Annotated in this window: 21 protein-coding genes and 1 pseudogene; 6 read left to right on the top strand and 16 right to left on the bottom strand. The window is 73.1% G+C overall.

The genetic code is table 11. From position 1 onward, the window contains the following. Positions 1 to 172: 172 nt before the first annotated feature. The gene (gene topA / locus HPT28_RS13315; protein WP_219091248.1) at positions 173 to 3,019 is read right to left on the bottom strand and encodes a type I DNA topoisomerase; all 2,847 of its coding nucleotides are present in this window, start codon (positions 3,017 to 3,019) and stop codon (positions 173 to 175) included. A gap of 521 nt (positions 3,020 to 3,540) precedes the next feature. On the opposite strand from topA, the gene HPT28_RS13310 reads away from it, so the two are divergent. The 3 genes from HPT28_RS13310 (at position 3,541) to HPT28_RS13300 (ending at position 4,859) form a co-directional block, all read left to right on the top strand. Further along, positions 3,541 to 3,957: a TM2 domain-containing protein gene (locus tag HPT28_RS13310; RefSeq protein ID WP_219091247.1), complete on the top strand. Its 417-nt coding sequence runs from the start codon at positions 3,541 to 3,543 to the stop codon at positions 3,955 to 3,957. 53 nt (positions 3,958 to 4,010) lie between these two features. After that, on the top strand, positions 4,011 to 4,376 hold the full coding sequence (locus HPT28_RS13305; RefSeq protein ID WP_374226960.1) for a DUF2752 domain-containing protein: 366 nt from the start codon (positions 4,011 to 4,013) through the stop codon (positions 4,374 to 4,376). Between the two features lie 234 nt (positions 4,377 to 4,610). Beyond that, positions 4,611 to 4,859, top strand: a complete 249-nt coding sequence (locus HPT28_RS13300) for a TM2 domain-containing protein (protein ID WP_219091245.1) — start codon at positions 4,611 to 4,613, stop codon at positions 4,857 to 4,859. 87 nt (positions 4,860 to 4,946) lie between these two features. On the opposite strand, the gene HPT28_RS13295 is transcribed toward HPT28_RS13300, so the two are convergent. The 6 genes from HPT28_RS13295 to HPT28_RS13270 form a co-directional block, all read right to left on the bottom strand. Then, complete coding sequence (locus tag HPT28_RS13295; RefSeq protein WP_219091244.1) at positions 4,947 to 5,153, bottom strand: hypothetical protein; 207 nt, start codon at positions 5,151 to 5,153, stop codon at positions 4,947 to 4,949. A gap of 145 nt (positions 5,154 to 5,298) precedes the next feature. Then, entirely contained in the window at positions 5,299 to 6,816 is a 1,518-nt protein-coding gene (locus HPT28_RS13290) for a methyltransferase (protein WP_219091243.1), read from the bottom strand. Positions 6,817 to 6,940: 124 nt separating this feature from the next. Next, complete coding sequence (locus HPT28_RS13285; protein ID WP_308119205.1) at positions 6,941 to 7,513, bottom strand: small secreted protein; 573 nt, start codon at positions 7,511 to 7,513, stop codon at positions 6,941 to 6,943. 199 nt (positions 7,514 to 7,712) lie between these two features. After that, on the bottom strand, positions 7,713 to 10,106 hold the full coding sequence (locus HPT28_RS13280) for a sodium-translocating pyrophosphatase (protein ID WP_219091241.1): 2,394 nt from the start codon (positions 10,104 to 10,106) through the stop codon (positions 7,713 to 7,715). A gap of 472 nt (positions 10,107 to 10,578) precedes the next feature. Then, entirely contained in the window at positions 10,579 to 11,025 is a 447-nt protein-coding gene (locus HPT28_RS13275) for an ATP-binding protein (RefSeq protein WP_219091297.1), read from the bottom strand. A gap of 121 nt (positions 11,026 to 11,146) precedes the next feature. Beyond that, positions 11,147 to 11,488 carry an STAS domain-containing protein gene (locus tag HPT28_RS13270; RefSeq protein ID WP_219091240.1) on the bottom strand — a complete coding sequence of 114 codons (342 nt, stop codon included), beginning with the start codon at positions 11,486 to 11,488 and terminating at the stop codon, positions 11,147 to 11,149. A gap of 81 nt (positions 11,489 to 11,569) precedes the next feature. Here HPT28_RS13270 and HPT28_RS13265 point away from each other — a divergent pair, with 81 nt between their 5' ends. Continuing rightward, complete coding sequence (locus tag HPT28_RS13265; protein ID WP_219091239.1) at positions 11,570 to 14,071, top strand: DEAD/DEAH box helicase; 2,502 nt, start codon at positions 11,570 to 11,572, stop codon at positions 14,069 to 14,071. Positions 14,072 to 14,158: 87 nt separating this feature from the next. On the opposite strand, the pseudogene HPT28_RS13260 reads toward HPT28_RS13265, so the two are convergent. From HPT28_RS13260 to ssd, 7 genes and pseudogenes are all read right to left on the bottom strand, one after another. After that, positions 14,159 to 14,467: pseudogene (locus HPT28_RS13260) on the bottom strand (Rv3654c family TadE-like protein); the annotation flags it as partial. Then, complete coding sequence (locus HPT28_RS13255; protein ID WP_374226959.1) at positions 14,451 to 14,741, bottom strand: TadE family type IV pilus minor pilin; 291 nt, start codon at positions 14,739 to 14,741, stop codon at positions 14,451 to 14,453. The gene HPT28_RS13255 and the pseudogene HPT28_RS13260, both read right to left, overlap by 17 nt. 142 nt (positions 14,742 to 14,883) lie before the next feature. Beyond that, a complete protein-coding gene (locus HPT28_RS13250; protein ID WP_219091238.1) occupies positions 14,884 to 15,084 on the bottom strand; it encodes a DUF4244 domain-containing protein in 201 nt (66 codons plus the stop codon). 112 nt (positions 15,085 to 15,196) lie between these two features. After that, complete coding sequence (locus HPT28_RS13245; RefSeq protein ID WP_219091237.1) at positions 15,197 to 15,967, bottom strand: type II secretion system F family protein; 771 nt, start codon at positions 15,965 to 15,967, stop codon at positions 15,197 to 15,199. A 19-nt stretch (positions 15,968 to 15,986) separates the two neighbouring features. Continuing rightward, positions 15,987 to 16,922, bottom strand: coding sequence for a type II secretion system F family protein (locus tag HPT28_RS13240; RefSeq protein ID WP_219091236.1), 936 nt, complete (start codon positions 16,920 to 16,922; stop codon positions 15,987 to 15,989). Continuing rightward, positions 16,919 to 18,079: a TadA family conjugal transfer-associated ATPase gene (locus tag HPT28_RS13235; protein WP_219091235.1), complete on the bottom strand. Its 1,161-nt coding sequence runs from the start codon at positions 18,077 to 18,079 to the stop codon at positions 16,919 to 16,921. The genes HPT28_RS13240 and HPT28_RS13235 overlap by 4 nt, the downstream gene beginning before the upstream one ends. Further along, positions 18,076 to 19,176 carry a septum site-determining protein Ssd gene (gene ssd / locus HPT28_RS13230; protein ID WP_219091234.1) on the bottom strand — a complete coding sequence of 367 codons (1,101 nt, stop codon included), beginning with the start codon at positions 19,174 to 19,176 and terminating at the stop codon, positions 18,076 to 18,078. Before ssd ends, HPT28_RS13235 begins: the two co-directional genes overlap by 4 nt. Positions 19,177 to 19,627: 451 nt before the next feature. Between ssd and HPT28_RS13225 the strand changes: the two genes are divergently transcribed. Further along, positions 19,628 to 20,452 carry an HAD family phosphatase gene (locus HPT28_RS13225; protein WP_219091295.1) on the top strand — a complete coding sequence of 275 codons (825 nt, stop codon included), beginning with the start codon at positions 19,628 to 19,630 and terminating at the stop codon, positions 20,450 to 20,452. 358 nt (positions 20,453 to 20,810) lie between these two features. On the opposite strand, the gene HPT28_RS13220 is transcribed toward HPT28_RS13225, so the two are convergent. Next, entirely contained in the window at positions 20,811 to 21,632 is an 822-nt protein-coding gene (locus tag HPT28_RS13220; protein ID WP_219091233.1) for a Fic family protein, read from the bottom strand. 113 nt (positions 21,633 to 21,745) lie between these two features. On the opposite strand from HPT28_RS13220, the gene HPT28_RS13215 reads away from it, so the two are divergent. After that, positions 21,746 to 22,759 carry an ATP-binding protein gene (locus HPT28_RS13215; RefSeq protein ID WP_219091232.1) on the top strand — a complete coding sequence of 338 codons (1,014 nt, stop codon included), beginning with the start codon at positions 21,746 to 21,748 and terminating at the stop codon, positions 22,757 to 22,759. 87 nt (positions 22,760 to 22,846) lie between these two features. Here HPT28_RS13215 and HPT28_RS13210 read toward each other — a convergent pair whose 3' ends face one another. Next, positions 22,847 to 24,100 carry a hypothetical protein gene (locus HPT28_RS13210; RefSeq protein ID WP_219091231.1) on the bottom strand — a complete coding sequence of 418 codons (1,254 nt, stop codon included), beginning with the start codon at positions 24,098 to 24,100 and terminating at the stop codon, positions 22,847 to 22,849. Positions 24,101 to 24,138: the final 38 nt, after the last annotated feature.

Genomic DNA, 24,138 nt, shown 5'->3' with positions numbered 1-24,138 from the left:
GAGATCGGGCAGCGCGCGGGCGGATCCGGCGGCTCCGACCCGGACGGCCGGGCGGCCGGGCGGCCCTCGGGCCGGGAACGGCAGCCGGTACACGCGATCCGCCTCGCCCGCTGCCCGGGAGCGCGAACGAGCGAGGCCGCCTCCCCCCGGGCGGGGGCGGCGGCCCGTGCTCTCACTCGGCGGCGGGCCCCGGCTTCGCGGCGGCGGTCTTCTTCGCCGCCGTCTTCTTCGCCGCCGTCTTCTTCGCCGCCGTCTTCTTGGCGGCCGTCTTCTTCGCCGCGGTCTTCTTGGCGGCGGGCTTCTTCGCCGTGGTCTTCTTCGCCGTGGTCTTCTTCGCCGCCGCCTTCTTCGCCGGCTTCTTGGCCGGGCCCTTCGCGCGCTTCTCGGCGAGCAGCTCGAAGGCGCGCTCGGCGGTGATCGTCTCGACGTCGTCGTCGCGGCGCAGGGTCGCGTTGGTCTCGCCGTCCGTCACGTACGGGCCGAAACGGCCGTCCTTGACGACGACCGGGCGGTCGTTGAACGGGTCGGCGCCCAGCTCCTTCAGCGGGGGCTTGGCGGCGGCCCGGCCGCGCTGCTTCGGCTGGGCGTAGATGGCCTGCGCCTGCTCCAGGGTGATGCTGAAGATCTGGTCCTCGCGCTCCAGCGAGCGCGAGTCCGTGCCCTTCTTCAGGTACGGGCCGTAGCGGCCGTTCTGGGCGGTGATCTCCTGCTCCGACTCCGGGTCCACCCCGACGACGCGGGGCAGGGACAGCAGCCGGAGGGCGTCGTCCAGGGTGACCGTGTCCAGGTCCATCGACTTGAACAGGGACGCCGTGCGCGGCTTGACGGCGTTCTTCCCGGTCTTCGGCGTGCCCTCGGGCAGGATCTCGGTGACGTAGGGGCCGTAGCGGCCGGACTTCGCGACGACCGGGTTGCCGCTGTCCGGGTCGGTGCCCAGTTCCCGCTCGCCGCTGGGCTTGGCGAACAGCTCCTCGGCCAGCGCGACGGTCAGCTCGTCCGGCGGCAGGTCGTCGGGGACGTCGGCCCGCTGGCCCGTCTCGCCCTCGGGGCCCGGCTTCTCGACGTACGGGCCGTAGCGGCCGACACGCAGCACGATCCCCTCACCGACGGGGAAGGAGGAGACGCCCTTCGCGTCGATGGCGCCCAGGTCGGAGACGAGTTCCTTCAGCCCGCCCAGGTGGTCGCCGTCGCCGTTGCCGGCCTCGGCGGCGCCGCCCGGCGTCTCGCCCTCGCCGTAGTAGAAGCGGCGCAGCCACGGCACGGACTCGGCGTCCCCGCGCGCGATGCGGTCGAGATCGTCCTCCATCTGCGCGGTGAAGTCGTAGTCGACCAGCCGGCCGAAGTGCTTCTCCAGCAGCCCGACGACGGCGAAGGAGAGGAAGGACGGCACCAGGGCCGTGCCCTTCTTGAACACGTACCGCCGGTCGAGGATGGTGCTGATGATCGACGCGTACGTCGACGGGCGGCCGATCTCCCGCTCCTCCAGCTCCTTGACCAGCGTGGCCTCGGTGTAGCGGGCGGGCGGCTTGGTCGCGTGGCCGTCAGCGGTGATCTCCCGGACGCCCAGCGCGTCGCCCTCGGCGACCTGCGGCAGCCGGCGCTCGCGGTCGTCCAGCTCGGCGTTCGGGTCGTCGGAGCCCTCGACGTAGGCCTTGAGGAACCCGTGGAAGGTGATGATCTTCCCGGTGGTGGAGAACTCGGCCTCCCGCCCGTCGGCGGCGCGTCCGCCGACCTTGACGGTGACGGACTGGCCCACGGCGTCCTTCATCTGCGAGGCGACGGTCCGCTTCCAGATGAGCTCGTAGAGCTTGAACTGCTCGCCGGTGAGTCCCGTCTCGGCGGGGGTGCGGAAGCGGTCGCCGGAGGGGCGGATCGCCTCGTGCGCCTCCTGCGCGTTCTTGACCTTCCCGGCGTACGAGCGCGGCTTGTCCGGCAGGTAGTCCGCACCGTAGAGCTGGGTGACCTGGGCGCGGGCGGCGGTCACGGCCGTCTCGGACAGCGTCGTGCTGTCCGTACGCATATAGGTGATGAAACCGTTCTCGTACAGGCGCTGCGCCACCTGCATCGTGACCTTGGCGCCCATGCCGAGCTTGCGCGAGGCCTCCTGCTGGAGCGTCGTCGTACGGAAGGGCGCGTAGGGAGAGCGGCGGTAGGGCTTCGAGTCGACCGAGCGGACGGAGAACGCGGCCTCCGCGAGAGCCGCGGCCAGGGAGCGGGCGGCCTGCTCGTCCAGGTGGAGCACCTGGTCGGCGCGCTTGAGCTGCCCGTCGGAGCCGAAGTCGCGGCCCTGGGCGACACGGCGGCCGTCGACGGCGGTCAGCCGGGCGCCGAAGGTGTCGGACGCGGAGGTGCCCCCGGCCGAGAAGGTGCCGGTGAGGTCCCAGTACTCGGCGGCGCGGAACGCCATGCGCTCGCGCTCCCGCTCGACCACGAGCCGGGTGGCGACGGACTGCACGCGCCCGGCCGACAGCCGCGGCATGACCTTCTTCCACAGGACCGGCGAGACCTCGTACCCGTAGAGGCGGTCCAGGATACGGCGGGTCTCCTGGGCGTCGACGAGCTTCTGGTCGAGGTCCCGGGTGTTGTTGACGGCGTCGCGGATGGCGTCCTTGGTGATCTCGTTGAAGACCATGCGGCGCACCGGGACCTTGGGCTTCAGCACCTCCTGGAGGTGCCAGGCGATGGCCTCGCCCTCGCGGTCCTCATCGGTGGCGAGGTAGAGCTCGTCGGACTCGGCCAGCAGCTGCTTGAGCTTCTTGACCTGGTCCTTCTTGTCACTGTTGACGACGTAGAGGGGCTCGAAGTCGTGGTCGACGTTCACCCCGAGACGGGCCCAGGGCTCACCCTTGTACTTGGCCGGCACCTCGGCGGCCCCGTTCGGCAGGTCGCGGATGTGCCCGACGCTCGCCTCGACGACGTAGCCAGGGCCGAGATAGCCCTTGATCGTCTTCGCCTTGGCGGGCGACTCGACGATCACGAGTCGGCGACCGCCCGTTGCGGTATCGCTGGTCGGGGACAACTTCTCGCTCTTCTCTCCGGTTGGTGGTCAGCGGGTGCGCTGCGAGGTACTGCGGTGCCGGGGTGGGCCGGCTGACGTCGCACGGGTGCGGTGACCCGGCTCGCCGGCCCGTCGCGACGTCGGCGCGGTGGGATGTCGTGCGCCGCGCTGGTGGGTCGGAGTGTGACCGTACCTCCCGCTCTCCTGTCAAACGGGAAAAGTCAGCAACGCCACTCGAACGGTAACCCGACTAATCACCTCAGTGCGGTTCGACGAGGCCCGGGGTGCCGCCGGACGGGCCGCACCGGGCGGGCGATCGATTCGGATACCACCCAGCATGCACGATATGCGCCGGTTACGGGGTCCCGATCGGCCACCTTCCGGGCGCTCACTGTCGTGGACACCACACTCTGCGCCACGACGGCGTACCACACGTGCGACCGCTCTGTGCCAAGGGCACGCCCACAGTTCCGACAACCGGGGGAGGGCTGGCAGTATGGCGACGTCAGTGCCAACGCCTACGCTCCACTCGGGGGAAGAACGTGTCCGACCCGCAGCAGAATCCTTACAGCCAGCCCGGTCAGCAGCCCGGCCAGCCCGGCCCGTACGGCGCTCCGGGACAGCCCGGTCAGCCCGGCCAGCCCGGCTACGGCTACCCGCAGGCCCCGCCGGCCCCGGGTGGCGCCGCCCCCGGCCAGTACACCGGTGACCCGAACGCGCCGTACGGCTACGACCCCTACGGTCGTCCGTACTCCGACAAGTCCAAGATCACCGCGGGCCTGCTCACGCTGCTCGTCGGCACCTTCGGCATCGGCCGCTTCTACACCGGCCACATCGGCATCGGCATCGGCCAGCTGCTGACCCTCGGCGGCTGCGGCATCTGGTCGATGATCGACGGCATCATCACGCTGACCAAGAGCGACGCGACGGACGCCCAGGGCCGCATCCTGCGCAGCTGAGCCCCGCCGTGAGCGTCTCCGCGCCGCGCACCCGCCGGCCTCGCCATCCGGCCGTGGCGCCGCTGGCCGCTCTCGCGGCCGGCGGCGCGGGGGCGGCGTACCTGTACCGCACCGATCCGCACTCGCCCGGGCAGTTCCTCCCCCGCTGCGTCTTCAACTGGGCCACCGGTCTGGACTGCCCCGCCTGCGGCACCACGCGGATGGCGTACGACCTCCTGCACGGGGACGTCGCGGCGGCCTTCGCCGACAACGCGGCCATGCTCGTCCTCGGCGTTCCCGTCGTGACCTACCTCGGCACACGCTGGCTCGTCTCGGGCCTGCGCGGACGGCGGTACCGCCCCAGGGTCAGCACCCGCGCCATCCTGCCCGCGGCGCTGCTGATGGTGACGTGGACCGTGGCCCGCAACCTCGTCGGCTGACGTGAACACCCCGGCATACGCACAGGTCTGACCGGTTCTCACCCCGGGCGTCCGAAGTACCCCACCGGGGTTCATCACGCTTGCATTACGACTCATATTTTCCTGCAACCGTATGGACGGGGCGCGAGTCCAGATCATCGCCGCCTCGGAACTCTGTGACTCGGGCGGCTGTGACGCTACGGCTTGTCGCGTCCCGTTCAACACGCTCTAACCGCTCAAAAGGAGCAACACCCCATGGCAAACGCCGACAACATCGCGCCCAACGGCCAGCCCTACTCCGAGAAGTCGAAGACCACCGCCGGTCTTCTGACCATCCTTCTGGGCGGCCTGGGTGTCGGCCGGTTCTACACCGGCCACACCGGCATGGCGATCGGCCAGCTGCTGACCGCAGGCGGCTGCGGCATCTGGGCGCTGATCGACGGCATCCTGTTCTTCACGAAGGACGACCGCACCGACGCGCAGGGCCGCATCCTGAAGCCGTGAAGCGGTGCCGCACCCACGCCGAGGGCCGGCGACCGTGACGGTCGCCGGCCCTCGGCGTCTGCGTTTCGCACGGCCCCCGGCGGGACCTCACAGGCTGAGCAGCAGCCAGCCGCCCGTTCCCGCCAGCAACAGCCCCGAGGCCGCGGCGATCAACGCGGCACCGGCGGGCGAGACCGACCCCGACGGCACCGCGACGGGACGACGCCGGCCCGCCCTGGCCACCGTCCACAACAACAGCGCGGCGCCGAACAGGGCGCAGACGCCACCGACGAATGCCGTGGGTGCACTTTCCATGCCGCCGAGCGTCCCACCACCGGGCGGCAGCGAACGGAACGCCGGGTGAACGAACACCTGAACGGCTGACTAACGGAGTCCGGCGCCCAGGACTCGGCCGGCGCCCTCCCGTGGGCGTCCGCACGCCGCCGACGCCAAGCGGGTCTCAGCCCTCCTCGGGCAGCAGGAAGCCCTGCTCGACCAGGAGCCGGATCGCCTCCGGGGTTCGGGAGCGCAGCAGCTCGCGCTCCTCACCGACCAGTTGGGCGATGGCGTCCACAATGCGCCCCGCGGACAGCGTCCCGTCGCACACCCCCGCGAAGCCGGCGCCGACGGTGTCCACCTGCGAGGCCCGGCGCATGCCCCGGCTCTGACGCAGCACCACATGCTCCGGGTCCTCGGCCCCGGGCGGGCCGATCTGCTCCTGGAGCACGCCCTCGGCCAGCCGGAACCTGGTGTCCAGCAGGGCCGCATCGTCGTGCGCCCGCAGGAAGTCCTGGCGCTCGAAGTGCTCCACGACCGTGCCCCCGAGCGGCTGCTCCACCGGGTGGGCCCACTCCTCGATCGTGACCGCCGGGTCCGCCGCCCCCGAGTTGCGCAGCGTGATCCAGCCGAAGCCGACGCCCTCGGTGCGGGAACGCTCGAACTCGTCCAGCCAGGCGTCGTAGCGCTCCGCGTAGCCCGGCCCGTGGTGGTCCCCGGCGTCCCGTAGCCACAGCTCCGCGTACTGCGTGACGTCCTGGACCTCCCGCTGCACCACCCAGGCGTCGCACCCGGCCGGGATCCAGGAGCGCAGCCGGTCCCGCCAGTCCTCCCCCGCGACGTGCTGCCAGTTGGCCAGCACCTGGCAGTAGCCGCCCTCGGCGAGGTGGTCGGCGGCGTCCCGCACGAGGGTGCGGCAGACGTCGTCACCGCGCAGACCACCCTCGCGGTACACCAGCCGCGCGCCCTCCCGATCCGGCGGCGTGATGACGAAGGGCGGGTTCGAGACGATGAGGTCGAACGGCTCGTCGTCCGCGACCGGCGCGTAGAGCGAGCCCTGCCGCGACTCGGGAACCGGGGCCCCCGACAGCGCCAGCGTCAGCCCGGCACAGCGCAGCGCCCGCGGGTTGACGTCCGTCGCGGTGACGTGGGTCGCGTGCTGGGCCGCGTGCAGCGCCTGGACACCGGAGCCCGTCCCCAGGTCCAGCGCCCGCCCGACCGGCGTGCGGACCGTGATGCCCGCCAGCGTCGTCGAGGCCCCGCCGACGCCCAGGACGACGTCCGACGCACGGGCACCGATGCCCCCGGCGCCGCCGACGCCGCACCCCGCGTCCGAGACGATCCACCAGTCCTGCCCCTCCGGGCCGCTGTACGGGCGCACATCCACCGAGGCACGCACCTCGTCGCCCCCGGCGGCCAGCAGCCAGCCGGCCTCCAGCGCGGCGGCCAGCGGCAGGGCGGCCCCGGCCTGGGGGCGGGGCACGGACCGCTGGAGCAGGAACAGCCGGACGAGCACCTCCAGCGCGGAGCCGCCGCGGGTCGCGCGCAGCGCGGGAACGGTCTCGTTGCGGGCGAGCGCCGCGTACGACGAGGCGCCCAGCAGCTCCAGCAGGCCGTCCGCGGTGAACTCGGCGGCCAGGAAGGCCTCCCGCAGCCGGCTGGTCGTGTCGCGGTCGTCAGAGGGCAGGGGATGCGTACTCACCGCTCCATTGTGCGGCGTCCGGCCCCGTCGGCGACCGCTGACCCGTCGGTCCGGCGCGGCACGGGCTCCCGGACCGGGGGGACGGTGGCCGCGGCGCGGCCGGGCCCCGTCTCCCCGGGGCGGGTTACGCCTCCCCGGAAGCCTCGGGCGACTCGGGCCGCTGGCAGCCGGGCTGCTCGGCCATCGCCTGGGCGAGCTCGCCGGCCTGGAGCTGGTCCAGCGCCTCGTCGCCGCTCGTGCCGAGCTTCTTGAGGTCGTCGGCGATACCGGCCAGGCCGTCGGCGAACGCGGACTGGTCCTGCGCGTCGAGACCGTCCACCCGCTTCTTGAGGTCCGTGTAGGCGGTGGAGATGTCGTTGAGCTCCTTCACCGCGTTGTCCCGCAGCTCCGCCCCCTCCTCCACCGGAGGGTCGCCGGCGTCGTCCACGGCGTCCGCCAGCGCGCCGTAGGCCTCCGAGAGCTGCTGGAACGCCTGGGAGTCGGCCTTCTGGACCTCCGCGGAGCTCTGGTCCGCCTCGCTGGCCTCGGCGATCGTGGAGTTCGCGTTCTGGATCTTCTCGACCTGCGGCCCGACCTCGCTGCAGACCGCCTCAGCCCACTCCCGCGTCTCGGAGTCGGTGTCGTCGTCACCGCAACCGGTCAGCGTCAGAGCGAGCACCGCGCCGGTGCTGAGCACCAAGGCAAGCTTCTTGTTCACCGGTCGACCCATCCCTTCGTGGCTACCGGGCCGGAAGATACACGTCGAAGGGGCGCCTACGGCGTGCTCGGCGTGCGATTCGTCCACTTCCGGCACTAAAGCACCTGTTTCATCCTCCGAAAAGTGACGGCTCCGGCATGCCGAGGGCGGACGGCGTGCCCCCGGCACACCGTCCGCCCTCGACCGGACCCCGGCGCGGCTACGGAGCCGCCACCGGGTCCACCTGCGGGGCTGACTGACGCTCCGCCACCTCGCCGTCGCCCAGCGAGCCGCCACGCCGCTTGGAGACGTAGACGGAGGAGACGATCACGACCACGGCCAGGACCGCCACCACGGCCCGGACACCGGCGCTGGCGTCGTCGCCGTAGGAGAGCGTCACGATGGCCGGGGCGATCAGCAGGGCCACCAGGTTCATGACCTTGAGCAGCGGGTTGATCGCCGGTCCCGCGGTGTCCTTGAACGGGTCGCCCACGGTGTCGCCGATGACCGTCGCCGCGTGCGCCTCGCTGCCCTTGCCGCCGTGGTGGCCGTCCTCCACGAGCTTCTTGGCGTTGTCCCAGGCGCCGCCGGAGTTGGCCAGGAAGACGGCCATGAGGATGCCGGTGCCGATGGCCCCGGCGAGGAACGACGCGAGCGCGCCGACACCGAGCGTGAAGCCGACCGCGATCGGCGCCATCACGGCCAGCAGGCCGGGCGTCGCCAGCTCGCGCAGGGCGTCCTTCGTGCAGATGTCCACGACCCGGCCGTACTCCGGCTTCTCCGTGTAGTCCATGATCCCCGGGCGCTCGCGGAACTGCCGGCGCACCTCGAAGACCACCGCGCCCGCCGAGCGGGAGACGGCGTTGATCGCGAGACCGGAGAACAGGAAGACGACCGAGGCACCGAGGATGAGGCCCACGAGGTTGTTGGGCTGGGCGATGTCCAGGCTGAGCCCCAACTCGTCCGCCGCCGCGCCGACCTTGGCCGCCTCGGTCTCGAAGGCCTCCCGGTAGGAGCCGAAGAGAGCGGCGGCGGCCAGGACCGCGGTGGCGATGGCGATGCCCTTGGTGATGGCCTTGGTGGTGTTGCCGACGGCGTCCAGGTCGGTGAGGACCTGGGCTCCCGCGCCCTCCACGTCGCCCGACATCTCCGCGATGCCCTGCGCGTTGTCCGAGACGGGGCCGAAGGTGTCCATGGCCACGATGACGCCCACCGTGGTCAGCAGGCCGGTCCCGGCGAGGGCCACGGCGAACAGCGCCAGCATGACGGACGTGCCGCCCAGCAGGAACGCGCCGTAGACGCTGAGCCCGATGAGCAGCGCCGTGTAGACGGCGGACTCCAGGCCGAGCGAGATGCCGGACAGGACGACAGTGGCCGGGCCGGTCAGGGAGGTCTTGCCGACGTCCTTCACCGGCTTGCGGGTGGTTTCCGTGAAATAGCCCGTGAGCTGCTGGATGAGCGCGGCCAGCACGATGCCGATGGCCACCGCGACGAGTGCGATGAGCCGCGGGTCGCCGTCGTGCGCGGCGATCTCGCCGTCGCCGACGTTGTCCAGCTCGGCGAAGGTCGCCGGCAGATACGCGTAGGCGGCAGCGGCGACGAGCGCCAGGGAGATCACCGCGGAGATGAAGAAGCCGCGGTTGATGGCGGTCATGCCGCTGCGGTCCGTGCGGCGCGGGGAGACGACGAAGACGCCGATCATCGCCGTGATGACCCCGATCGCCGGCACGAGCAGAGGGAAGGCGAGGCCGGCGTCGCCGAAGGCGACGGTGCCGAGGATGAGGCTGGCCACGAGGACGACCGCGTAGGACTCGAAGAGGTCGGCCGCCATGCCCGCGCAGTCACCGACGTTGTCGCCCACGTTGTCCGCGATGGTCGCGGCGTTGCGCGGGTCGTCCTCGGGAATGCCCTGCTCGACCTTGCCCACGAGGTCCGCGCCCACGTCCGCGGCCTTCGTGAAGATGCCGCCGCCGACACGCATGAACATCGCGATCAGGGCGGCCCCGAGACCGAAACCCTCCAGCACCTTCGGCGCGTCGGCGGCGTAGACGAGCACGACGCACGAGGCACCGAGCAGGCCCAGACCGACGGTGAACATACCGACGACGCCGCCGGTACGGAAGGCGATCTTCATCGCGTTGTGCGAAACGGCGACGAGATCCTTTTTCGCACTCCCGTCGCCGGAACTCGCCTCTCTGGCCGCAGCCGCCACTCGCACGTTACTGCGCACCGCGAGCCACATGCCGATATAGCCGGTGGCCGCCGAGAACAACGCACCGACCAGGAAGAACAGCGAACGGCCGAGGCGCTGGTTCATGTCGTCGGCGGGAAGCAGCATGAGCAGGAAGAACACGACGACGGCGAATACGCCGAGCGTGCGCAACTGCCGCGCGAGATAGGCGTTGGCGCCTTCCTGCACGGCCGCGGCGATCTTCTTCATGCTGTCCGTGCCCTCACCGGCCGCGAGCACCTGGCGCAGCAGCACCACGGCGACGGCGAGGGCGGCTGCCGCGATGGCGGCGATCACCAGGACCAGGCCGCGGTTGCCGGACGTGAGCACGGCGTCGGCGGCCAGCTGATGATGGTTCTGCAGAGGGGGAAGTTGCCCCGCCATTCGTCCTCCTTGACGTGTGGCGCGAGAGCGCGCCCATGGCGTTTGCGGGAAAGATGTGGCGGATTCTAGGGATCACCGGCGCCCGGAAACAGGGCGCGGTAACGGGAATTCGCCTGCACCAGCGAAGTCCGACAGAGCCGGGAGCTTGAGAATTCGCTCACAAGAAGGAATGCCGAGTTATTCCTGACGCCGAGAAAATGATCTGTTTAATGATCTTCTCTTTGGCTTTCCGCAGGACATACGAACGGGCGGGAGGACGACGGTCCGGGGCCCGGGGGTGGTGCGGCCCGGCCGCCGGGCCGAGGAGACCACGAGGGCCGGAAACGACGACGGCGCACAGCCCGCGCCGCGGGTGTGCGCCGTGTCGGGGCAAGCGCCGCCGGAACGGCGGAAGCCGGGTACGGGTGAACCCCGCCGGAGCGGCGGGGCCCGGTTCAGAGCGGGACGGCGTGGGCCGCGGTGGACATCCGGTTCAGGGCAGGACGGCGTGGGCCGCGGTAGGCCACGACATGCGGATGAGCCCGCCGTGCTCGTCAGCGGTGACCTCGACATCGTCCACCAGGCCGCTGATCACCGCGAGCCCCATGTCGCTCTCGGCGTCGGCGGCCTCGCCGCGCGGTGCGGCGCCCTCCGTCTCCCGGGCGCCGGGCACGAGCTGGGCCGGGGCGGTGGGGGCGTCGTCCCCCACCTCGATGGAGAACGACTTCTCGTCCTCGATCAGCGAGACCCGGACGGGGGACTCCAGGCCGCTGCTCTGGTGCAGGCCCACGGCCCGGCTGCACGCCTCACCCACGGCCAGCCGGACCTCGTCGAGCACCGCCTCGTCCACCCCGGCCCGACGGGCCACCGCCGCGGCGACCAGCCGGGCGGTACGCACATGCTCCGGCAGAGCGCTGAAACGCAGTTCGACGGTGGCCATAGCCATCCCCCTGAAGGTGGTACGAGTGCTTCGCCCAGGGGGCGGGGCAGCCGGAGCCGACACCCACTCCCCTGGAGCGCGGCCCCGGGCGACAGCGCCCGGGGCATCGGGTGAAGCCGCGTCAGTCGGTGGCCGAGACGGCCTCGTCGACGGAGCTGTGGATCGGGAACACCTTCGTGAGGCCCGTGATCCGGAAGATCTTCAGGATGCGCTCCTGGTTGCACACCAGACGCAGCGAACCCTCGTGGGCACGGACCCGCTTGAGCCCGCCGACCAGCACACCCAGGCCGGTCGAGTCGAGGAACTCGACCCGTTCCATATCCACGACCAGGTGGAAGTTTCCATCGTTCACCAGTTCCACGAGCTGCTCACGCAGCTTGGGCGCGGTGTACACATCGATCTCGCCGCCAACGTCGACGATCGTGCGATCACCGACAGTCCGGGTCGACAAGGACAGGTCCACGGATCTCCTCCAGCACCTTGCAAGCGAGCGGTCGCCCCCCATGGATCGGCAGCCGCAGGGGCATTCAATCACTTCAGTGCGATGGTGCACGACGCCTTGCCGCCAATGTCCGCCGCGCCGGTGACACACTCGGTGCTGATGGCCCGACACCCAGGCGACCCACGCCACCCGGACGAAGCCGAGCGCCCCGACGGGCCCGGCGGCCTCGGCGAGCCCGTCGGGCGGCGCCGGCACGGCGCGGAAACCCGGCGGGCGGACTCCTCACCCCGGTCGGCTCTCGCACTCCTCTCCGCCGGGGCCGCACGCTCCGCACGCATCACTCATACGGAGCACCTGCCCGCCCGGCCGGGCCGCCATGCCGACTGGCCTGCCGCGATTCGGCCGGAAGTGATCGCCGCCGTGCGTGCCGCGGGCATCGACCGACCCTGGGAGCACCAGAGCCAGACGGCCCGGCTCGCCCTGGCGGGCGAGTCCGTCGTCGTCGCGACCGGCACGGCCTCGGGCAAGTCGCTCGCCTACGCCGTGCCGGTGCTGAGCGCGCTGCTGGACGGCGCCGAGCAGCCCGGCGCACGTGGCTCCACCGCGCTGTACCTGGCGCCGACCAAGGCCCTCGCCGCGGACCAGCGCCGCGCGGTGGCCGAGCTGGCCGCGCCCCTGGGCACCGCCGTCCGCCCGGCCGTCTACGACGGGGACACCCCGCCCGAGGAACGTGACTGGGTCCGCCAGTACGCCAACTACCTGCTGACGAACCCGGACATGCTCCACCGGGGCATCCTGCCCGGGCACGCCCGCTGGTCCTCCTTCCTGCGCAGCCTGCGCTACGTCGTGGTGGACGAATGCCACACCTACCGCGGCGTCTTCGGCTCCCACGTCGCCCACGTGCTCAGGCGGCTGCGCCGAGTGGCCGCCCGGTACGGCGCCGAGCCCGCCTTCCTGCTGGCCTCCGCCACCGCGGCGGAACCCGGGCACGCCGCCTCCCGGCTGACCGGACTTCCCGTCGCCGAGATCACCGAGGACGCCTCCCCCCGCGGCGACCTGGTCTTCGCCCTGTGGGAACCGCCGCTGACGGAGCTGCGCGGCGAACGCGGCGCGCCGGTACGGCGTACCGCCACGGCCGAGACGGCGGAGCTCCTGACCGACCTGGCGGCCAACGGCACCCGTACCGTCGCCTTCGTCCGCTCCCGGCGCGGGGCCGAGCTGATCTCCGTGCTGGCCAAGGATCGGCTGGCCGAGGTGGACAGCTCACTCCCGCGGCGTGTCGCCGCCTACCGGGGCGGCTATCTGCCGGAGGAGCGCCGGGCGCTGGAACGCGCGCTGCACACCGGTGAGCTGCTGGGCCTCGCCGCGACGAACGCCCTCGAGCTCGGCATGGACATCTCCGGGCTGGACGCCGTCCTGCTGGCGGGCTATCCGGGCACCCGCGCATCCCTGTGGCAGCAGGCCGGGCGCGCCGGGCGCCGGGGGCAGGGCGCCCTCGCCGTCCTGGTGGCCCGTGACGACCCGCTGGACACCTACCTCGTCCACCACCCCGAGGCGATCTTCACCAAGCCGGTCGAGACGACCGTGCTCGATCCGGACAACCCCTACGTCCTCGCGCCACACCTGTGCGCCGCGGCCGCCGAGCTGCCGCTGACGGAGGACGACCTCGCCCTGTTCTCCCCCGAGGCCGCCGAGCTGATGCCGCAGCTCGAGCAGCGCAGGCTGCTGCGCCGCCGTGGTGCGGCCTGGTACTGGACGAGCCGGCGCCGGGCCGCGGACCTGGCCGACATCCGCGGGCAGGGCGGACGCCCCGTCCAGGTCGTCGAGAGCGGCACCGGACGGCTGCTGGGCACCGTCGACGCCGCGGCGGCTCACACCACCGTCCACGAGGGTGCCGTCCACCTGCACCAGGGGCGCACCTACGTCGTCCAGGAACTCCGCCTGGACGATCCGGACGGCGCTGTGGCGCTGGTCGAGGAGGCCAGCCCGCCCTGGACCACCATGGCCCGGGACACCACCGCGGTCACCGTCCTGGAGACGGACACCGAGGTGCCCTGGGGCGAGGGGCGCCTGTGCTTCGGCTCGGTGGAGGTCACCAACCAGGTCGTCTCGTATCTGCGCCGGAAGCTGATCACCGGTGAGGTGCTGGGCGAGACGAAGCTGGACCTGCCGCCGCGCACCCTGCGCACCCGGGCGGTGTGGTGGACCGTCACCGAGGACCAGTTGGAGGCCGCGGACATCCCGCAGGAGCTCCTGGGCGGCGCGCTCCACGCCGCCGAGCACGCGTCGATCGGCATGCTGCCGCTGTTCGCCACCTGCGACCGCTGGGACATCGGCGGCGTCTCCGTGCCCCTGCACCCCGACACGCTCCTGCCCACCGTCTTCGTCTACGACGGCCACCCCGGCGGCGCCGGCTTCGCCGAGCGCGCCTTCCACACCGCGCTGGAGTGGCTGACCGCCACCCGTGAGGCCATCGCGGCCTGCGAGTGCGAGAACGGCTGCCCGTCGTGTATCCAGTCCCCCAAGTGCGGCAACGGGAACGATCCCCTGGACAAGCAGGGCGCCGTCCGGCTGCTGACGGAGCTGCTGCGCACCGCGGGCTGACGTCACATCACCACCGACGGGGTGAGCGGGCCCGGCCCGGGCCCTGACCTCGGGCGCATAGGGGCCCCAGCGCACCGCGGCCGTCAGGTCGGCCACGGTGCCCCGCACCGCGCAGCGCACCACTGTCGCGCCCTGTGCGGCGGCCACCCGCCCGGCCGCGGCACAGGCCGGGGCCTCGCCGCGAAGGGCGTGATCGGCGGCGGCCAGCGCGGCGAGGTCGGCGGCGGCTCCGGCGCGGTGCCGGGCGGCCACCGCCTGCCCCATGGCGAGCAGCCCCGTGAACAGGGCGCACAGCAGCGCGGCGCACGCCACCGCCCACACCGTCGCCGAGCCCCGGTCGCCCTCGGCCACGCCTGCCGTGCCTCCGCGGCCGAGAGGATCAGCGCGCCTCCACATGGGCCACCGCCTCTCCGTCCACCTCGAGGCCGAGCGCCCCCGGACCGGCCAGGTGTGCCTGGACCCGCACCCGGACGAGGGGACCCTCGCGCCCCACGCTCACCTCGGCGTCCTCCGGGGCGGCCGAGCGGGCGGCTGCCCGCACCGCCTCCGCCGGCTCGGCGCGGGCCGCCGCGCGGGCACCGGCCCGCGCGGCGTCGAGGCACTGGATCTGCGCGGCCGCCGCCGTCAGGCCCCAGACGAACAGGGCGGCCAGCAGGGCGAGTGAGGGCACCACCGCCGCCGTCTCGGCCGTGACCTGACCGCGGTCACCGCCGAACCGGACCCGACCCACCCGGGGCCGGCCGGCCCGCAGGTGAACGGGCCTTGCGTGAACGGGCCGCGTGTGACCGGGCCGGACGTGACCGGGCCGGGCGTCAGAAGCCCGCATCGAGTGCCCTCTCGACGAGTTGCTGCATCGCCGAGCTGACCGGCTCGCTCGTGACGACCTTGTACAGCACCGCCGCGAAGCCACAGGCGGCGATCGTCCCGACGGCGTACTCGGCGGTGCTCATGCCCCGGTCCCGGTGCGCGCCCCGCAGGGCGCGGCGGATCTCCTGCACCTTCCGTTCCAGCATGGTGTCTCCACTTCTCGCTCGGTCGTGTTTCTCACGGGTGATCTGCTGGCCCCGCTCGCTCGGGCCGTCTGCTCGGGGCTGCCCGCCCCGTGGGTGCGGTTCCGTGCCGGGCTCAGAGCAGGGAGCGGCCCAGCCCGATGACGACGGGGGCCACCCCGGCCAGGAGGAACGCGGGCAGGAAGCACAGCGCCAGGGGCCCGGTGACGAGGACTCCCGCGCGCCGCGCCCGGGCCTGGGCCCGGCGCGTCTGCCCCGCGCGGCTCTCCGCGGCCAGCCGCGCGACGGGTGCAACGGAGGGCGCGCCGGAGCTGTGGGCGCGTTCCAGGCAGCGGGCCAGGGCCGCCGCGCCCGGCAGCGCGGCCACCCGGCCCCAAGCGGCCGGTGGATCGGCGCCCAGCCGCAGCTCCGCGCAGGCCCGGGCCAGTCGGCGACCGAGGGGGCCGCCGAGGCAGTCCCCCACGGCGCGGGCGGCCTCCGGCGGCGTGGCGCCGGCCGCCAGACAGGCCGCCAGCAGCTCGGCGGCCAGCGGCAGCTGCTCGGCAACCGCCCGCTCCCGGGCCTGCTCGGCCGACCGTCCGTCACGCCCCGGACGCCTCCGGAGCCATCGCCAGAGGCCGAGGGCGAGGACGACGCCGACGGCTGTTCCGGGCACTCCTCCCAGGAGCAGGAGGGCGAGCACGCCGCCGCCCAGGGACAGGGCGGCATCGCGCCCGGCCCTCTGCGCGACAGGAGAGGCCCCCGCCCGGTGCCGCCTGCGGGGAGGGGCCGCCCCGGTGCCTCCCGGGTCGAGCAGATCGGTCAGCCGCCGGGCCGCCCCCGTCCGGTGGCGGGTGGCCGGGCGGAGGAGGGCGAGGAGGCCCGGCCTGGCGCGGGACGACGTCATCCACAGCCTGTGCACGACGTCACCGCCCCTCGACCGGGACGGGCCCGGCAGCCGGGAGGGCGGCGCGGGACGGGCGTGTGCCGGCCGCCCGGACGATCCGTCGCGTCCAGGCCAGGCCGGCCGCTTCCAGAAGCACCGCACCGGCCAGCACGCCCCAGCCGGCCGGTGAGTGCAGCAGGAAGCGCAGGGGTTCGGCCCCCATCGCCGAGCCCAACAGCAGACCGAAGGCGGGGAGCAGCGCGAGCGCGACGGCCGTCGTGCGCGGGCCGGCGAGCTGGGCGTCGAGCTCCTCGCGCTGGTCGCGTTCCGCGCGCAGGGCGTCGGCCACGCGATCGAGCCCGTCGGCCAGGCCCGCGCCTCCGTCCACCGCGACCTGCCAGCAGGCTGCGACACCGGCCAGCCCCTCGGCGCCGGGCCGGCCGGACGCCCGCCGCAGGGCCGACGGAACGTCCCCGCCGAAGCGCGCCGCGGCCAGCACGGAGGCCCTGAACTCGCCGAGGGCGGCACGCCCCGCCTCGGCCGCCTCGGGCAGGGCTGCGTCCGGCTGACGGCCGGCGCGCAGCTCAGCGGAGAGCGCGGTGCACAGCTCGATGACGGCGGCCTCCCGGCGGTGGGCGGCGCGGCGCCGCTCCCGGGCGCGCAGCGCCCGGCCCACCAGCGGCACGGCGGCGACCCCGGCCAGGAAGGGCAGCGGTGACGCGCCCAGGAGGCCGAGGAGCGCCCCGGCGGGCAGGCAGAGCCAGTGCCGTCCGCACCGCGCTGCCGCGCCCCGGAGCCGGGCGGCGGCCCGGGCCGCCGTGGGGCTCGGCGAACCGGGAGACGCCGTGCCGTCACCGGCGAGCAGGAGACGCGGACGTCGGTCGCCCGCGCCTCGCCCACCGGCCAGCCAGACCGCGGCCCCGGCGAGGGCCAGCGCGGCGTAGACGGTGTCCGGCGCTCCACCCGGCGGCGTCACGACGCACCCGCACGGCGCTCGCACAACTCCCGTAGCCGGGGCCAGCCTGCCGCCCGGACGAAGCCGTCCTCGGCCCACAGCGCGGCGGGCACGGTGTGCACCAGCCCGTCGGCGTTCCGCCGCAGGACGTGGATCTCCGCGAGGCGGCGCTGCCCGGTCCGGGTGCGGACGAGGTGGACGACGAGGGAGAGGGCGGCGGCCAACTGGCTGTGCAGCGCGGCGCGGTCGAGCCCGGCCGTCGTGCCCAGGGCCTCCAGACGGGCGGGCACGTCGGCCGCGGCGTTGGCGTGGACGGTGCCGCAGCCCTCGTGCCCGGTGTTCAACGCGGCCAGCAGGTCGAGCACTTCGCCACCCCTCACCTCCCCGACCACCAGCCGGTCGGGGCGCATCCGCAGCGCCTGGCGGACGAGATCCCGCAGGCTGACGCTGCCCGCGCCCTCCTGGTTGGCCGGGCGCGTCTCCAGCCGGACCACATGCGGATGGTCGGGCCGCAGCTCGGCCGAGTCCTCGGCGAGGACGACGCGTTCGTCGTGGGGGACGAGACCGAGGAGAGCGCTCAGGAGCGTCGTCTTGCCGGAGCCGGTGCCGCCGGAGACGAGGAAGGAGAGCCGGGCGGCGAGCACCGCGCGCAGCAGTCCGTCCCCGCCCGGCGGCAGGGTGCCGGCGGCCACCAGCTCGTCGAGCCGGAACGCGCGCGGCCGCACGACCCGCAGGGAGAGACAGGGGGCGTCCACGGCGACGGGCGGGAGGACCGCGTGCAGCCGGGTTCCGTCCGGCAGCCGGGCGTCCGCCCACGGTCTGGCGTCGTCGAGCCGCCGCCCGGAGGCGGAGGCGAGCCGCTGGGCCAGCCGCCGCACGGCGGCGGAGTCCGGGAACCGCACGGGCGCCCGCTCCAGCCCTCCCCCTCGGTCCACCCAGACCTCGTCCGGACCGTTGACCAGGACGTCGGTCACCGCGGCATCGGCGAGGAGGGGTTCGAGCGGGCCGCTGCCGACGAGCTCGGAGCGCAGCGCCGCGACGACGCCGAGCACCGCGCTGTCCCCCAGCAGCCGCCCCTGGGCCCGCAGCGCGGCGGCGACCCGCGCGGGGGTCGGTTCGGCTCCGGAGGCCGCGAGCCGCGTGCGCACGGCCTCCACCAGTTCGGGCGACGCCGTCATGCCGCGGCCCCCGCCTGTTCGCGGGCGGCCAGGGCCTGCTCCCAGAAGCCCGAGCAGAAGCGGGCCAACGGCCCGCCCCTGACGGCGCCGGGTGGCACGCCCCGCTCGACGGCGCTCCGCAGGCCGTCCTCGGCCGGCAGTTCCCCGGCCAGCGGGAGCCGCAGCAGACGGGCCACCTCACCGCCGCCCAACCCCGAACCGAAGGGGCCGCGGACCACCGCACGCAGGTCGTTCAGCGCCGTGGACAGCCGTGCCGCCACCCGGCCGGACGCCGCGACGCCGCGCAGCTCCGCCGGGACGACGAGCAGCCCCAGGTCCACCTGGGCGAGCGCCTCGCACACGGCGCCGTCGCGCTCCGCCCCGCGCGGCAGGTCGACGACGACCACGCCGCCCCGGCGCCGGGCCGCGGCGAGCACCGAGCGCGTCGCCTCGGCTCCGGCGCCGGGCGCGTCGGCACGTCCCCAGCTCAGCACATGGACGCCGTGCAGCCGCGGCAGGGCGTCCTCCAGCGCGACGGCGCCGACCCGGCCCCGGGAACCGGCGAAGGCGGGCCAGCGCAGGCCCTCGACCGTCTCGCCGCCGAGCAGGACGTCGAGGCCGCCGCCGAGCGGGTCGCCGTCGACCAGCACGGCGCGGCGGCCCGAGCGCGCGGCCGTGACGGCCAGGGCACAGGCCAGGGTGGACGCCCCAGCGCCGCCGCGGCCGGCGGTCACGGAGATCGTCAGGGCCTGCTCGGCCGCGCCCTCCGCGGCATCGGCGATGCGGCCGGCCAGCCAGGGTTCGGCCTCGGGCAGGAAGACCACCTGCTCGGCTCCCGCACGGATGCCGCGCTCCCACACCTCGCGCCGCTCCGGATCGCGCCCGACGAGCAGGACACCGGGCCGACGTGGAGGCGCACCCGCGGCGCCGTGCAGGTGGGCCGCCCGGTCCTCGCCGACGAGCACCAGCGGCGCGGCACGCCAGGCACTCTCGTTCACCGGTGCACCGTGTGCCACCTCCGCCTCGGCTCCGGCCGCCGCGCACAGCCGCAGCAGATCGTCCAGGAGCCGCGCGTCCTCGGTGAGGATCAGGATGGGTTCCGTCGTGGTTTCGGCCATCGGGCCTTCTCCTTCCGGCTTCGCACTCTCACATCCGCGAACGCCGCGGATGCCGTGCGCAATCACGATGCGGAAGCCGGGAAAATCTCGGGGATCTCGGCCCATATCTGTGGAGAACTCGCCAGTTGTGAATAACTCCGCCACCCGTCTTGGTGACAACCGGAGAGCACGCCGACGACTACGTTCGGTTACGTGTTTGATGGGTGGCGGTCGAGTGGCACCACGACGCACCGAGAGCCGGGAGGAGCCGTGCGAGAACGCGAAAAGCCCTCTGGACATGCGACGACCCCCGCCGGGGGGGAGAGCGGGGGTCGTCTTCCTCGGTCGACTCGGGGGGGGAGGAGTCGAACCGGGTTAGCACGGTCGCGAACGATCCGTGACTTCCATGGTGTACCCGAGAGCCTTCTCAGGCAAACCCACACGCCTCAGCGTACGCCGAATGGCGGGCCTTATCCTCGGTCTCGTGGAAAACGCCTCCCTGCCGCGCACCGCCGCCTTCTTCGACCTGGACAAGACGGTCATTGCGAAGTCGAGCACGCTGACCTTCGGCCGGTCCTTCTACCGGGGTGGCCTGATGAATCGCCGGGCCGTCCTGCGCACCGCGTACTCGCAGTTCATCTTTCTCATCGGTCGCGCCGATCACGACCAGATCGAGCGGATGCGCGAGTACCTGTCGGCACTGTGCCGGGGCTGGAACGTCGAGCAGGTCAAGGAGATCGTCGCCGAGACGCTCCACGACATCATCGACCCCATCATCTACGACGAGGCCGCCTCGCTGATAGAGGAACACCACCTGGCCGGACGGGACGTCGTGATCGTCTCGACGTCGGGCGCCGAGGTGGTCGAACCCATCGGCGAGCTGCTCGGCGCGGACCGGGTGATCGCCACCCGGATGGTCATCGAGGAGGGCCGCTACACCGGCGAGGTGGAGTACTACGCCTACGGACCGGCCAAGGCGGAGGCGATCACGGAGCTTGCCGCCTCCGAGGGCTACGACCTCTCCCGGTGCTACGCCTACTCCGACTCCGGGACGGACGTGCCCATGCTGGAGACGGTCGGGCATCCGCACGCCGTGAACCCCGACCGCGTCCTGCGGCGGGAGGCGGCCGAGCGGGGCTGGCCGACGCTCACGTTCACCCGGCCCGTCCGGCTCAAGCAGCGGCTTCCCGAGCTCTCCGTGCCGCCCATGCCGGTGCTGGCCGGGGCGGCGGTGGCCGCCGCGGCGGTGACGGCCGGGCTCGTCTGGTACACGCAACGGCGCCGGCTGCGGGCCTGACCCGCGGACGGCGGCCCGGACACAGAGTTGCGGCGACACCGCTCCGAGGAGCCGTGCCGCCGCTGGCATGTCCACCGAGTTACCAGTGCGTGCTCGAAGTAGCCGCGCAGAGCGGGATCTTTGCCCGATCTCTGGTGCGGTAGGCCCGTAATCGACGGGTCGGCGTCGCGTGGGTGCTCGATCTTCATGCGTCGGTCCGTGGGCCTTCAATCTCTCGGTCATCCTTCCCGGATGGCCGTAGGTCTCGCGGGCCGTTAAGTCCTTTGTACCCCGATACGGGGTGAAGCGGAAGCCAGGGCGCGGAACTTTACTTTCCGCTTCAATCACCCATAGGGGACGCCGACGGCGCTGGCAGCCCCTATGCGGCGCCGCGCTGTAGCGCCTCGCACACGGCCGTGGACTCGCGGGCGCCCAGCTCGGCGGCCCGGCCGCAGTGGGCGATCCACTCGGCCATGCCCTCGGCCGTACCGGAGGCGTATCCGTCCAGCGCCGCGCGGTAGGCGTCCGGCCCGGCCTCCATGTGGCCGACCTCGGCCGGGCAGATCGACTTGGGGTCGAGACCGCTCCCGACGAGCACGACACGCTCGGCGGCACGGGCGATCAGACCGTTGTGGGACACGAAGGGGCGCAGCGTCAGGAGTTCGCCGTGCACCACGGCCGCCGTCACGAGGGCGGGGGCCGAGGTTCCGGCCGCGATCAGCTCCGCCAGACCCTCCAGCCGGGCGGCCACCTCGTCGGCGGCCGGGAGCGGCAGCGTCACGACCGGCTCGTCGACCTGCTCGCCCGCGAGCCGGGGGCGGCCGACGCTCTCCTCCGCACCGGTGCCACCGGCCGCGACGAGGTGGAGCCTGGCCAGCACGCGCAGCGGCGACTGACGCCAGACCGGCAGCAACTGGCCCGCCTCGGCGGTGACGCGCAGCGCGGCACCGACCGTCCTGGCCTGCGGATCGGCCCCGAAGTCCGTGCGCCGGCGCACCTCTTCGAGCGCCCAGTCGGCACCGGCGAGAGCGGCGGAGGCGCGGGCACCGCGGAGCACGGCCTCGGAGGTCACCTCCGCGCTGCGGCGACGCATGACCCGATGCCCGTAGATCCGGTCCACGGCCTTGCGCATCGACTCGACGGACGCGTCGACGCCGGGCAGGGCGCCGAGCGGGGCCAACGGATCAGGCTTCGCACTCATGAGCACGACCCTACGCACCCCCGCCCACGCCCAAGCCCCACGAACGAGTGGTCTTGTTCACTCGATCACCGAATCCGGCCTCGCGCCCCTCCGCGCGCCCTACGCTCATGAACATGAAGATCGCTTTCGTTGGGAAGGGCGGCAGCGGGAAGACGACCCTGTCGTCTCTCTTCGTCCGTCACCTCGCCGCCCGCCGGCTGCCCGTCGTCGCCGTGGACGCGGACATCAACCAGCACCTCGGCGCGGCCCTGGGACTTGACGAGGAGGAGGCGGCCGCGCTTCCCGCCATGGGCGCGCACCTCCCACTCATCAAGGAGTACCTGCGCGGCGCGAACCCCCGCGTCCCCGACGCGGGGACCATGATCAAGACGACGCCCCCGGGCGCGGGATCCCGGCTTCTCGGCGTCGTCGAGGACAACCCCGTCTATGACGCCTGCGCCCGCCACGTCTCGCTGGACGGCGGCACCGGTGGTGCCGTCCGGCTGCTGGTCACCGGGCCGTTCACCGACGCGGACCTCGGAGTGGCCTGCTACCACTCGAAGGTGGGCGCCGTGGAGCTGTGCCTCAACCACCTCGTCGACGGACGGGACGAGTTCGTGGTCGTCGACATGACGGCGGGCTCCGACTCGTTCGCCTCCGGCATGTTCACCCGCTTCGACACCACGTTCCTGGTCGCCGAGCCCACGCGCAAGGGTGTGGCCGTCTACCGCCAGTACCGCGAGTACGCACGGGACTTCGGGGTCGAGCTGAAGGTCGTCGGCAACAAGGTGCAGAGCCCGGACGACCTGGCCTTCCTGCGGGACGCCGTCGGGGAGGACCTCCTCGTCACCGTCGGCCACTCGGAGTGGGTGCGCGCGATGGAGAAGGGCCGAGCGCTGCCGCTGTCCGCCCTGGAGGACGCCAACCGCGAGGCTCTCGACACGCTGTACGCGACGGCGGACGCCGCGTACGAGCGGCGGGACTGGGAGCGCTACACCCGCCAGATGGTTCACTTCCACCTGAAGAACGCGGAGAGCTGGGGGAACGCCCGGACGGGCGCCGACCTCGCGGCCCAGGTCGATCCGGACTTCGTCCTGCGCGAGAGTCTGCGCGCGGGCACCGCGGAAGCGGCCACGCAGCCCGCCTGACCCGGGCTCAGGACCCGCCGCTCGCCGCCACCCGCGTCATGGCGCGGGTGGCGGCGAGCCCGTCGGACGGCGGAGGGGTTGTGGCCCTCAGGACTCGCGCGGCTGCGCGGCGTCTCCGGCCGGCGCGGCGGTCGGCGTCATGAAGTCGCGCCAGCCCCGCGCGGGCTTCTCCCCCACACCGAGCGTCCGCAGCTGCTCCAGGACGGCCGGGTCCTGGGCGTCGAGCCAGTCCACGAGCTGCTCGAAGGAGACGCAGCGCACCTCGTCCCGCCCGCACACGGACGCGATGACGTCCTCGACGGCGTCCATGTAGATGCCGCCGTTCCAGCTGTTGAAGTGGTTTCCGATGATCAGCGGCGCCCGGTTGCCCTGGTAGGCGCGCTCGAAGCCCTGCAGAAGCCCCTCGCGCATCTGCTGCTCCCAGTGGGGCCGCTTCGCCGGGTCGCCGTTGACGGTCCCGGACTGGTTGACCATGAAGTTGTAGTCCATGGAGAGGGTCTCGAAGCTACGCCCGGGCATCGGTACGAGCTGTAGCGGGAGGTTCCACAGCCCCTCTTCCCTCCCGGGCCAGACCTGGCGTCCGATGCCGCTGGAGTCGTAGCGGAAGCCGGCCTCCCGGGCTGCCTCCAGCAGGTTCTCCCGGCCTTCCAGACAGGGTGTGCGCCCGCCGATCAGCTCCTTCTCGTAGTCGAACGGCAGCGCCTGTTCCCCGTTCCAGCCCGTCGTCGTCTTCCAGTTCTGGACGAACCACTTGGCCTGCTCGATCTCGCTCTTCCAGTCCGCCGCCGACCACGTGTCCACCCCGGTCGGACCGCAGAAGTGCCCGTTGAAGTGGGTGCCGATCTCGCTGCCGTCCCGCCAGGCGCCGCGCACCTGCTCCAGCGTCGCCCGGATGTTCTCGTCCTTCAGGTAGCCGATGTCGGAGGCGCCGGGCGAGCGGCCCGGCGGACGGTAGCGGGCCCGCTCGTCCTCGGGCAGGAGGTAGATGCCGCTGAGGAAGTACGTCATGTGCGCGTCGTGCTTCTTGGCGACCTCGCGGAAGTGGGAGAAGAGCTTCTTGCCGTCCTCGCCGGCGCCGTCCCAGGAGAAGACGACGAACTGGGGTGGCCGCTCCCCCGGCTTCAGCCGCGCCACCTCCGGCTGGTTCGGCTGCCGCCCGGTGAAGGAGGTGGAGCCGTCGCCGATCATCCGCGGCAGCGACTGCTCCTTCGCCTGGGCGTCCATGCGGCTCACCCCGCCGCCGTCCTTCCCGACGGTTCCACTGCCGCAGCCGGTCGCCAGCACGGTCATCGCCATCATCGCCGCGGCACCGCCGCAGCGCACACGCAAGCCCGCCACCATTCGTCACCTCGCCACTCGACGCCTTCGTGCGCGGGTGT

The sequence above is a fragment of the Streptomyces sp. JJ38 genome (assembly GCF_019303475.1).
Lineage (GTDB): Bacteria > Actinomycetota > Actinomycetes > Streptomycetales > Streptomycetaceae > Streptomyces.
This window is presented reverse-complemented; position numbering and strand designations above follow the sequence as displayed.

Bases quoted from the DNA above. Each gene is read 5' to 3' on its own strand.
- HPT28_RS13300 (WP_219091245.1), top strand. From the start codon at position 4,611: ATGGCAAACGCCGACAACATCGCGCCCAACGGCCAGCCCTACTCCGAG.
- HPT28_RS13295 (WP_219091244.1), bottom strand. From the start codon at position 5,153: ATGGAAAGTGCACCCACGGCATTCGTCGGTGGCGTCTGCGCCCTGTTC.
- HPT28_RS13280 (WP_219091241.1), bottom strand. From the start codon at position 10,106: ATGGCGGGGCAACTTCCCCCTCTGCAGAACCATCATCAGCTGGCCGCC.
- HPT28_RS13275 (WP_219091297.1), bottom strand. From the start codon at position 11,025: ATGGCCACCGTCGAACTGCGTTTCAGCGCTCTGCCGGAGCATGTGCGT.
- HPT28_RS13265 (WP_219091239.1), top strand. From the start codon at position 11,570: ATGGTGCACGACGCCTTGCCGCCAATGTCCGCCGCGCCGGTGACACAC.
- HPT28_RS13250 (WP_219091238.1), bottom strand. From the start codon at position 15,084: ATGCTGGAACGGAAGGTGCAGGAGATCCGCCGCGCCCTGCGGGGCGCG.
- HPT28_RS13245 (WP_219091237.1), bottom strand. From the start codon at position 15,967: ATGACGTCGTCCCGCGCCAGGCCGGGCCTCCTCGCCCTCCTCCGCCCG.
- HPT28_RS13235 (WP_219091235.1), bottom strand. From the start codon at position 18,079: ATGACGGCGTCGCCCGAACTGGTGGAGGCCGTGCGCACGCGGCTCGCG.
- ssd (WP_219091234.1), bottom strand. From the start codon at position 19,176: ATGGCCGAAACCACGACGGAACCCATCCTGATCCTCACCGAGGACGCG.
- HPT28_RS13220 (WP_219091233.1), bottom strand. From the start codon at position 21,632: ATGAGTGCGAAGCCTGATCCGTTGGCCCCGCTCGGCGCCCTGCCCGGC.
- HPT28_RS13215 (WP_219091232.1), top strand. From the start codon at position 21,746: ATGAAGATCGCTTTCGTTGGGAAGGGCGGCAGCGGGAAGACGACCCTG.
- HPT28_RS13210 (WP_219091231.1), bottom strand. From the start codon at position 24,100: ATGGTGGCGGGCTTGCGTGTGCGCTGCGGCGGTGCCGCGGCGATGATG.